We start from the raw sequence: 10,888 nt of genomic DNA on the forward strand, positions 1-10,888 counted from the left end.
TAAATTGAGTCGCATTTTTATGAGTATAAGAAAAGAGATGATAAGTACTTATCATCTCTAATAAGAAACAGATATAAACAATTGTTATTTAGACATAGCTTCAGACCAGATTTCATTTAACTTTTCAATCTGCTCTTCTGTTACAGAGTAAACTACAACATCTTCACCTAACTTTTGAACTCTCATGTAGCCGTTGTAGTAAAGAGTAACGTTATATGTACCTTCCTTGTCAGCTACTTCAACACCGAATGCTGTTTCCTTTTGGTTGAAAGAAACCTTGTCTTTAACAACTTTTGTTGAAAGTGTCTTTAATTCATCGGCGATTGATTTAATAAGATCTTTCTGGTCTGTAATTGTTTCACGCTGAATTCCAGAAGCTGGATCAACATAGATAACAGAAACCTTTGCTGGGTCCTTTGTTAACTTTTCAGAAATGCTCTTAGTAGATAATGCGCTTGCACCACAGCCAGCTAAGAATAATAAACTAGCTAATACGATTGTGCCTAATGTCTTTTTCATCTTAATCCCTCCAAATATACTGATAAGAAACATACATAAGAATATAACATATATTCTATGAAAAAAGATATGTTTTTATCATGCTACTCAATGATAATATAAAGAAAATAAAACTAACAGAAGAATTATATTGAAAAGATTATAAAATTGTTAATTTATGATAATAGAATGTAAAATTTACACGATAGTTTACAATAGATGAAAAAGTTTACACATAAGAGATTGGGCATATATTTTGTGTTATTTTGCGCAGAGGTATAAAGTTTAGTTGTATAAAATATAAAAGGAGTCAAATTATGATAGATGTAATGATTATAGGTGCTGGTACAGCAGGCTTATCAGCAGCCATTTACGTACAAAGAGCAGGGAAGAAAGCTTTAGTACTAGAGGAGTCTACATATGGTGGACAAATCATTAATACTGCAGATATTGAAAACTATCCAGGTATCAAACATATTTCTGGTTTTGATTTTGCGACAGATTTATATAACCAAGCAAAAGACTTAGGTACAACTTTCGCATTTGAAGGCGTAGTAAAGATTGAAAATCGTGAGGATGAAAAGATTGTCTATACTGCTAAGAATGAATATCACGCTAAGGCAATCATCATTGCGACTGGTATGAAGCGTAGAGAGCTTGGAATTGATCGTGAAAAGGAACTGACTGGTAAAGGTGTATCTTATTGTGCAACTTGCGATGGAATGTTCTTTAGAGGAAAAGACGTAGCTGTAAATGGTGGTGGTAATGTTGCAGTTGAAGATGCGGAATACCTAACACGTTTCTGTAATCGTGTATATATCATCCATCGTCGTGATGAGTTCCGCGCTGATGAAGCTGAGGTTGTAAAACTTGACGGTAAAGAAAACCTCGTAAAGGTAATGAATAGCACTGTTACAAAATTGAATGGTGAAAATCGATTACAATCAATTGATGTTACAGATAAAAATACTGGTGAAACAAAGACATTAAACGTTGATGCGTTATTTGTAGCAATTGGCCAAATTCCTATGAATCAGATCTTCTCTGAGATTGTTGAATTGGATGAATATGGATTCATTAAGGCTGATGAAGAATGTCGTACATCTGTTAAAGGTATTTACGCTGCAGGTGATTGCCGTGTAAAGAGTGTTCGTCAGTTAACAACAGCTGCCAGTGATGGAGCTATTGCGGCTTTGAATGCATGTAATAATTTGTAAGGAAAATTACAAGATGTATTCCTCTGTTAGTATTGATAAGTGGTATAATAGTACTAACAAGAGGTAGGTATAATGAATCAGATAAAATGTATATTTTTTGATTTAGGCTGGACCCTTCTAGAACCATGCAGCGGTGATTGGAATTTGAATCAAAAATTCTATGAACTATTTCCTCGAGAGAAAATTTCGAGACTCGACCAAAATGTATGGCAACATGCATACAACACAGCGTATTTACCATTTATTGAAAATCCAACAATGAAAAGTGAGCAGGAGCAGATTGAAAGATTTACTCGTTTCTATCTAACGCTATTTGATCAAGCGAAGTTAGATGGAACGTTTCAACATGCAGTAAAACTTGCAGTTGATATGGTGGAAAATCTTGCGACAATGAGTTTGATACCAAGTTCCTTGGAAACACTGAAAACATTAAAGGATGAAGGTTATCGTATTGGAATTATTTCTGATACGTGGCCATTTATTGAAAGACGTATTCATGCATTCAAATTAGATGAATATGTTGATCAATATACATATAGTTATGAATTAGGCGTTTTAAAACCGGACTTATTGATGTATCGCGATGCATTAGAAAAATCTGGACTTAAACCTGAAGAATGTATTTTTATTGATGACCAGGTTAAGAATCTTGAAGCTGCGAAATCTTTAGGTATCCATCCAGTGCAGATTATTTATCATGAAGGTATTGAAATAGGAGAGTATCCAACAATTCAAAAACCAAGTGATGTTCTAGATTTACTAAAGCAGTATCAATAGGCATATTCAAGGTTTATAAAACCATTATGTATTATCATTGATGCATAGAATTGGAGATATGAAAAATGTTAAATGTAGGAGTAAAAGCACAAGAGTTTAAGCTGCCAGATCAAAATGGCGTAGAACATACGCTTTCCGAGTATAAAGGAAAGAAGGTAATCCTCTATTTTTATCCAAAGGATAATACATCCGGTTGTACAGCAGAAGCTTGTAACTTCCGTGACCGTTTACCACAGATTCAAGAAAAGGGCGCAGTCGTATTAGGTATTTCTAAAGATAGTGTAAAGTCACACAAGAAGTTTGAAAGTAACTATGACTTACCATTTACATTGTTATCTGATGAAAGTACAGAGACTATTCAGGCATATGATGTTTGGGTAGAGAAGTCTATGTATGGTCGCAAGTATATGGGAATTGAGCGTTCTACATACTTAATTGATGAACAGGGTATTATCATCAAAACTTTCCAAAAAGTGAAAGCAACAAGCCATGTAGAAGATGTTGTTAAAGAATTATAAAATTATAAACTGCCAATGGGCAGTTTTTTTAATATTTCATTAGCAAAAAAATAAGAAGTAATATACTATATGATTAGGGTATTTGTTAAAAAATACACACGGAGGGAAAAATGAAGAATTACGTGAAGTTAGGACTCAGTTCTTTGATGGCTATTTCACTTGTTGCATGTTCACCAAACAACAAAGAAGATAGTGCAAAGAAACATGAAAACGTAAAAGTAACGTATAAGGAGGGTACATATACTGGTACAGGTACTGGTTATAATGGACCAATTAACTTAACAGTTACATTTACAAAGGATGGTATTTCCGAAATTGATTATAGTGATAACAAAGAAACAAATCATATCGGAACACCAGCATTTGACTATTTAGTAGCAGATGCGAAGGAAGCGAATGGTGCAGGTATCGATGTTATCTCTGGCGCAACATTTACTTCAATTGGTTTTAAGAATGCATTAATTGACGCTGCAAAGCAAGCAGAAGCTAGTGATTTAGATGGCTTCAAGAAGAATACAGTAGAACATACTGCAGGTGAAGCAATCGAAAAGACAACTGATGTTGTAGTAGTAGGTGCTGGTGGTGCTGGTATGGCTACAGCAGTTCAGTCTGCACAGAACGGTAACTCAGTAGTTGTATTAGAAGTTAACTCCGAAATCGGTGGTAATACTGTAGCTTCTGGTGGACAGTTCCAGTCTGCACAATCTTACTTAGTTTGGGATCCAGCTGATCCAGATGCAACAACAGGTGTTTACAAGGGTGTTACATACAATAAAGTACATAATGCTACTGGCAACATCAAGGTATTAAAGGAAATCCTTAACTGGAATGAAAATGAATTCGATAGTAAGTATTTTGATAAAACACCATTTGTAGCAGGCGATATTGAAACATTATCACATGCTGGTGTACATGCAGAATACTTAGGAACATTAAAGGAACTTAAGAGTGAAATTCAGGCTTACTTAAACTGGGCACAGCCACAGTTAGATGCAGGTAAGGCTGAAGGTGAAATTACATTATTCTCAACTCCAAATCTACATATCTTCCAAACATACTATGGTGGATTAAGACAAAATGCTGAAAAGACTTCATGGATCTATGGTTCATATGATCTTGTTAAGCAGTTTGTTGATGGTGGACAAGACCTTAAGGGTTGGTTAGAAGATCAAGGCGCAATCTTTGATAACTCTATTCAGCCAATTATTGTCGGTGCTTTATGGAACCGTGAAAATGACTTCAAGGGAAGTGATCTTGATGGTGATGGAACACCAGATCCAGATGGAAAGAATGTAAAGGGTAAGACAGTTTGGAATACATACTTTGCAACAACGAAGAAGACATTACTTGAAACAGCTGCTAACCATGCAGACAACGAAATCATGTTACGTACAAAGGTAACAGAACTTATCACAGATAAGGATGGAAAAGTTGTTGGTGTTAAGGGTGTTCAATATGATGGAACTCCAGTAACAGTTCATGCTAAGAAGGGTGTAGTACTTGCAACTGGTGGATACGCTGCAGATATCAAGCGCGTTATGGAAACAAACGACTATTGGCCTGATGGTGATATCACAAAACATACAGGTACAACAAACCGTTCTTCATTAGTAGGTTCTGGTATTGATATGGCAGAAGCAGTAGGTGCTGCTACAACAGGTATGGGCTTTACACAGATGATGCCTATCTCATGGGTAGATAATGGTAACCTTGCATTCGGTGGTGGACACTATGCAATCTATATCAACCCTACAACTGGTAAGCGTTTCGTTAACGAAACTGGTGAACGTGACGTATTATCACTTGCTGAATTTGAAAATGGCGTAAGCTTCAATGGTACAAATGGAACAATTATGGATATTGCAAACTCCAACCAATTAGTTCCTGGTCCATATCCTTATGGAACACCAAAGGATGAAGATCTAACACTTTGGGAAAGTGATGTTGAAAATAGACAGTACACAAGAACTGTTGATCAGTTAGGTGAGTTATTCAAGCAATTAGGCTTTGAATGCACACAAGAAGAAGTTATCAATACAATCAAGGAATACGATATGGCATTGATGACAGGTACAGAAAACACATTGAACCCAACAAAGACAGGTTGGACAACATTAATTGGTACAGCTGAAAAGGATGAAAACGGTAAGTACATCGTTGATACTTATAAGCTTGATGGCGTTAAGTTAAAGATTAGAATACTAGCTCCATCTACACACCATACAATGGGTGGTGTAACAGTTGATGCACAGCGTCACGTATTAGACAAAGATGGTAAGATTATCAAGGGTCTATACGCTGCTGGTGAAGTAACTGGTGGTATCCATGGTGGTAACCGTTTAGGTGGTAATGCGATTGTTGAAATCTTCGTTTCAGGTCGTACAGCTGCTGATACTATCGTTGCTGACAACAAGTAAAACATGCTTAGAAAGAGGTATAAATTACCTCTTTCTTTTTTATCCCTCTATTCATGGTATAATCGCTTAGAAGGAGTATGATTATGCGCAAACTATTTACATTTCTATCAGTGTTATTTATAGCAGTTACTGTGTATATCGCATATGGGGCTTTTCAATCTGCACAACAGTTTGAACAGGATTCTATTCAACGCGCCTATAAGGCTAATGAATTGTCACAGCAGATAGTAGATGCACAAGCTTTACAACAAGAAACATCTTCAGAAGAATATTCTAAATTAGAGACAATGTTCAATGCTGGAAATGGGATAGCACAGGCACAAACACAGGCATTGCAGGATCAATCAGACGCAGTGAGTTCGCAATTGCAGACGCTAATGCAGACATATGTTACTGCAGGTGATAATGGGAATTTCATGTCTGTATGGTATCCGGTAGATGGTTCATATACTTGGTCTTTTGCACCAACATTTATATTCTCCGGTACAAGTCAAAAAGTGATTTGGACTTTGAGTGATGGTACAAACATGCTTGCATGGGTGCAGGGATATTATGATGCTAGTACAAATCATTTCTCAAATCTTGTACTAAATTATAGTCAATATGGAGACTCAAGTGGAAGAGAACTAAAAGGCAGTTCTGTGGAGGCTTGGTACTAATATGAAGAAACTAGTTAGTTTTGTGATTTGCTTGTTATGTGCGCTTATCATGGTGGTTGCTTTTCTGTTGCGTTATGAGTGGGGTAATCGTAATAATTCTCAATCGTTATCTCAAATACGTGAGATTGAAGGATTAGAGAATCAATTGGCAGAGATACCAACAGGATATGTAAACGGTTTTGGGGAAAGTGATACAATTTATACTTCCACAAAGCGTGTATCCACAGATACTACATTGATGGATCAATTGTGGACATCGGCTTTTGTCTGGAATTCACCAGAAGAATATGCAAACCAAAGAACAAGTATCATCTCTACATATAACTTAAATACAGAAACACAGTTTTTCCGTGAAGGAATGAAAGATCCAACTACAATTACCGATGGATCGAATCCTACATTCGAAAGTTTGTCAGATATGAAGTACTTGAAGCAGGATGTACAGCTTGTATCAATTAAGGAAGATGTATATCGCTACTTTGTACGTATCAGTTATTACACAGCAAATCATCGCTCAGAAACACCGTATCGATTCTGTTATATCCTTTGTGATATTGATGCAAATCAACAAATTACCAACTTAGAATTCTATTCCTCTAAGGGTTGGGAATAACCCATTTCAATCTATCCTTTTGAAGGGTAGATTTTTTTATGATTGAGATAAATAATTATTTTTTTACATAAAAATGAAATAAAAAATCGTACATCTTTAAAAAGTTCGCATCTAGACTGAACTTTTAAAAAGTGTAAGATTTTAGTCTATTTTTTGAATACAATTTTCATAATAATGATACTTGTTTTTCATCAGGTGAGAGGGTATTATTCTTGTATACGAAATAATAGTTGGAAATGCAACTATTTTTATATGGAGGGACAAAATGAACGTAATTAAGCGTAGCGGTGAAGAATTGGCTTTTGATATGTCGAAGATTGAAAATGCAATTACAAAGGCAAATAAAGCAACTGATCCATCATACCGTACAACAGCAGAAGTAATCCGCGATATTACAGAACGGGTTTCTAACAAGTGTAAGGCTCTTAAGAGATCTGTATCTGTTGAAGAGATTCAAGATATGGTTGAAAACGAACTGATGAAGGCACAGGTTTTCCAAGTTGCTCATAACTATATTACATATCGCTACGAGCGTGCTTTGGTTCGTAAGGCAAATACAACTGACCAAAAGATTCTTTCTCTTTTAGAAAGAAACAATGAAGAAGCGAAACAAGAAAACTCAAATAAAAATCCAACTGTAAATAGTACACAACGTGACTACATGGCAGGCGAAGTTTCAAAAGATATTACAAAGCGTTTCTTATTACCACAGGATATCTATGAAGCTCATGAAAAGGGTATTATTCATTTCCATGATTCAGACTACTTTGCACAACCAATGTACAACTGCTGCTTAGTTAATCTAGAGGACATGTTACAAAATGGTACAGTTATTTCAGGTACAGCAATTGAAAAGCCACATAGCTTTGCGACTGCTTGCAATATCGCAACTCAGATCATTGCACAGGTGGCTTCTAACCAATATGGTGGACAGACAATTACACTATCTCATCTTGCGCCATTTGTTGAAGTATCACGTCAAAAACACCGTCGTAATGTTGCAGAAGAATTAGCGGTTGCGGGGATTGAAGTTGATAACGACAAAATTAATGCACTCGCAGAATTACGTGTACGCAAGGAAATTACAACTGGCGTTCAGACAATCCAGTATCAGATCATCACACTAATGACTACAAATGGACAAGCTCCATTCGTAACGGTATTTATGTATCTTGATGAAGTGGAAGATGGACAGACAAGAGATGACCTTGCACTTATCATTGAAGAAATGCTCAAGCAGAGAATGACAGGTGTTAAGAATGAAAAGGGTATCTATATTACACCAGCATTCCCTAAACTTATCTATGCATTAGATGAAGATAACGTGTATGAAGGAAGTAAGTATTATTACTTAACAAAACTTGCGGCTGAATGTACTGCTAAGAGAATGGTTCCTGACTACATTTCTGCTAAGGTAATGAAGCACTTGAAGAATGGGGATGTATATCCATGTATGGGATGTCGTTCCTTCTTAACTGCAGACCGTTTTACCGATAATGATTTAGGCAATATTGCAGAAGCGCAAAACTATAATTCTAATCACCATAAATACTATGGAAGATTCAACCAGGGTGTTGTCACAATCAACTTAGTAGATATTGCCTGTTCATCAAAGGGTAATGAAGAAGAGTTCTGGAAGATATTTGATGAACGATTAGACCTCTGCTATAGAGCGCTTATGATTCGTCATAAGAGACTACTTGGAACACCATCTGATGTTGCACCTATCCTTTGGCAACATGGAGCGATTGCACGTTTAAAGAAGGGTGAAGTAATCGATAGATTATTGTTCAATGGATATAGCACAATTTCATTAGGTTATGGTGGTCTATATGAGTGTGTTCACTATATGACAGGTGCTTCTCATACAACAGAAAAAGGTAAAGAATTTGGTATGCGTGTTATGCAGCATATGAATGATGCTTGTAATAAGTGGAAGGCTGATACAAATATCGACTTCTCCGTATATGGAACGCCAATGGAATCTACAACATATAAATTTGCCAAGTGTCTACAAGAACGCTTTGGTATTATCGAAGGTGTTACTGATCGTGCTTATATTACAAATAGTTATCATGTGCATGTTGCAGAAGATATTAATGCATTCGATAAGTTAACATTAGAATCTGACTTCCAGCAGTTATCTCCAGGTGGAGCAATCAGCTATGTAGAAGTTCCTAATATGCAAAATAACATTCCTGCAGTACTTGCGTTAATGAAGCATATTTACAATACAATTACATACGCTGAATTGAATACAAAGAGTGATTATTGCCAAGTTTGTGGATTTGATGGTGAAATTAGCATTATTGAAGATGGCAACCATAAATTAATTTGGAAGTGCCCATGTTGTGGCAATACAGATCAAACAAAGATGAATGTAGCACGCCGTACTTGTGGCTATATTGGTACACAGTTCTGGAATCAAGGAAGAACGCAAGAAATCAAAGAACGTGTATTACATCTATAAGTGAAAAGAACATGTAATATGTACATGTTCTTTTTTTGTAATTTTACCCTTAAATTTATGAATAATATAAATACATAATGTCAATTAACAAGCATTAAAAATTGTAGTGTCAAAAATACAATTTTTAATAATTTATTAAGGTCAGGATATTAATAGTTTCTTAATTTGTTTATGTCAACTAAAGGAATACAATATAAGAAATATAGACACTGGATATATTTTGTCGATATCAATAAATAGAAAAAAACGGTTGATATTGATGTAGATTTTTACAACAACAAGTGAAAACTTGATTGCTGGATCGATATTACTTCATAGAATCAAATTTTTTAAGGGGAGCCAATAACATGCTGAAAAAAATGATTAGTAGAATTATTCTGTCTGTAGTGATGATGTTCACTATCCTGTTCCAAGGAGCGGGTCTAAATGTCTATGCTGCAGGTACGCCTAGAGAGGTGAGTGCTAGAGTAACATCATTTAAGATCTTGGATAAAGATAAACGAGAAGGAGTACCTATTTGGTTTACTGACTCTTTCTATCTATCAATGGATTGGGATGCAAGCGGAAATGGAACAAACTTGAAAGAAGGTGACTATTTCGATATTACATTGCCAGATAAGATGAAGTTTCCAAGTGATACAACAAAGAGGGACTTTGATATTCTTGGAGATGATGGAACTACAGTCATTGCAAAAGCGCATGTAACGCCAGGTCCTAATAATAATATTGGTGGTAAGGTACGCGTTACATTTACGAATTGGGTTGAAGGAAGAGAAAATGTTAAGGGTAATATTTTCCTTGCGTCTAAATTCCAATATTCTAGTGAACAATATGATAAAAATAACACATATGACATCGTTGTAAATGGTCAAGTTAAATCCGTAACTGTTAAAATGATAGGTCCTCATATTGTGAGTGATGATGAACTTCTAGCAAAATATGGTACAAAAGCAATTAAATGGGAAAATGGTCAGAATGTTGTTATTGAAGATCAGGCTGAATGGTATGTTCGTGTTAACTACCGTCAAGCTCATTTAGTTAATGCTGTGATTACAGACCATCTAACAGGTGGTGCAGGAAATGAAACATATGTTCCTGGTAGTTTTAAGTTATACCAAGTTAGATTTAGCAATACTGGTGATATTGATGAACCTAAAATTCTAGTTGACATATCTAATAAGCTTACGATTGCACCAGACAAGAAGACATTTACACTGAATCTTGGTGAAGTAAACGGTACACAGTATCGTCTTGTTTATAAGACAACTTATACACCAGGTACAAAGTTAATTAATAACGTTAGAATTACTGCTAATAACTATGATGCTACAACCCATGGAAGCCACCAATCTGAAGATTCAGGCGGAACTGGAACAGGTAACATGGCGAATAAGATCAAGTTGATCAAAGTTGACGCGGATGATAACTCTATTGTCTTAAAGAATGCAGTATTTGAAGTTACAAAACCAGATGGAAGTAAGTTTGAACTTACAACAGGTGCAGATGGAACAATCACTTCTTCACCACTCGTGTCTGGAACATATAAAATTAAAGAAAAGACAGCTCCGGCTGGCTATCAATTAAATACTGATGAATATACATTGGTCGTAAGTCCTACAAGTAATGCAATTCAAACTGTTAAGGATGAACCAATTAGAACTTCCGTTAAGGCCACAAAACAATGGGTAGGTCCTATAGGATCAGCTGTTACAGTACATC

At 35.7% G+C, this 10,888-nt stretch carries 9 protein-coding genes; 8 read left to right on the forward strand and 1 reads right to left on the reverse strand.

Features of this window, described 5'->3' with window-relative positions; all coding sequences use genetic code 11:
* Window positions 1–84: 84 nt before the first annotated feature.
* Window positions 85–519: a hypothetical protein gene (locus RYK16_RS07035; protein ID WP_314851560.1), complete on the reverse strand. Its 435-nt coding sequence runs from the start codon at window positions 517–519 to the stop codon at window positions 85–87.
* 296 nt (window positions 520–815) lie between these two features.
* Between RYK16_RS07035 and trxB the strand changes: the two genes are divergently transcribed.
* The 8 genes from trxB to RYK16_RS07075 form a co-directional block, all read left to right on the forward strand.
* Window positions 816–1,715, forward strand: a complete 900-nt coding sequence (trxB, locus tag RYK16_RS07040) for a thioredoxin-disulfide reductase (RefSeq protein WP_314851561.1) — start codon at window positions 816–818, stop codon at window positions 1,713–1,715.
* Between the two features lie 72 nt (window positions 1,716–1,787).
* Window positions 1,788–2,492 carry an HAD-IA family hydrolase gene (locus RYK16_RS07045; RefSeq protein ID WP_314851562.1) on the forward strand — a complete coding sequence of 235 codons (705 nt, stop codon included), beginning with the start codon at window positions 1,788–1,790 and terminating at the stop codon, window positions 2,490–2,492.
* A 65-nt stretch (window positions 2,493–2,557) separates the two neighbouring features.
* The gene (bcp, locus tag RYK16_RS07050; RefSeq protein ID WP_314851563.1) at window positions 2,558–3,010 is read left to right on the forward strand and encodes a thioredoxin-dependent thiol peroxidase; all 453 of its coding nucleotides are present in this window, start codon (window positions 2,558–2,560) and stop codon (window positions 3,008–3,010) included.
* 110 nt (window positions 3,011–3,120) lie between these two features.
* Window positions 3,121–5,427, forward strand: a complete 2,307-nt coding sequence (locus RYK16_RS07055; RefSeq protein ID WP_314851564.1) for an FAD-dependent oxidoreductase — start codon at window positions 3,121–3,123, stop codon at window positions 5,425–5,427.
* Between the two features lie 83 nt (window positions 5,428–5,510).
* Entirely contained in the window at window positions 5,511–6,086 is a 576-nt protein-coding gene (locus RYK16_RS07060) for a hypothetical protein (RefSeq protein WP_314851565.1), read from the forward strand.
* A gap of 1 nt (window position 6,087) precedes the next feature.
* Window positions 6,088–6,699: a hypothetical protein gene (locus RYK16_RS07065; protein WP_314851566.1), complete on the forward strand. Its 612-nt coding sequence runs from the start codon at window positions 6,088–6,090 to the stop codon at window positions 6,697–6,699.
* Window positions 6,700–6,964: 265 nt separating this feature from the next.
* On the forward strand, window positions 6,965–9,169 hold the full coding sequence (gene nrdD, locus RYK16_RS07070; RefSeq protein ID WP_314851567.1) for an anaerobic ribonucleoside-triphosphate reductase: 2,205 nt from the start codon (window positions 6,965–6,967) through the stop codon (window positions 9,167–9,169).
* 347 nt (window positions 9,170–9,516) lie between these two features.
* A partial coding sequence (locus RYK16_RS07075) for an Ig-like domain-containing protein (protein WP_314851568.1) occupies window positions 9,517–10,888 on the forward strand: 1,372 nt, incomplete at its 3' end.

Origin of the sequence: uncultured Solobacterium sp., assembly GCF_963550625.1 — a bacterium.
Lineage (GTDB): Bacteria > Bacillota_I > Bacilli_A > Erysipelotrichales > Erysipelotrichaceae > Bulleidia.

Excerpts from the sequence above, each read along its gene's own strand:
- RYK16_RS07035 (WP_314851560.1), bottom strand. The coding sequence starts at position 519 with ATGAAAAAGACATTAGGCACAATCGTATTAGCTAGTTTATTATTCTTA.
- trxB (WP_314851561.1), top strand. The coding sequence starts at position 816 with ATGATAGATGTAATGATTATAGGTGCTGGTACAGCAGGCTTATCAGCA.
- RYK16_RS07045 (WP_314851562.1), top strand. The coding sequence starts at position 1,788 with ATGAATCAGATAAAATGTATATTTTTTGATTTAGGCTGGACCCTTCTA.
- bcp (WP_314851563.1), top strand. The coding sequence starts at position 2,558 with ATGTTAAATGTAGGAGTAAAAGCACAAGAGTTTAAGCTGCCAGATCAA.
- RYK16_RS07055 (WP_314851564.1), top strand. The coding sequence starts at position 3,121 with ATGAAGAATTACGTGAAGTTAGGACTCAGTTCTTTGATGGCTATTTCA.
- RYK16_RS07060 (WP_314851565.1), top strand. The coding sequence starts at position 5,511 with ATGCGCAAACTATTTACATTTCTATCAGTGTTATTTATAGCAGTTACT.
- RYK16_RS07065 (WP_314851566.1), top strand. The coding sequence starts at position 6,088 with ATGAAGAAACTAGTTAGTTTTGTGATTTGCTTGTTATGTGCGCTTATC.
- nrdD (WP_314851567.1), top strand. The coding sequence starts at position 6,965 with ATGAACGTAATTAAGCGTAGCGGTGAAGAATTGGCTTTTGATATGTCG.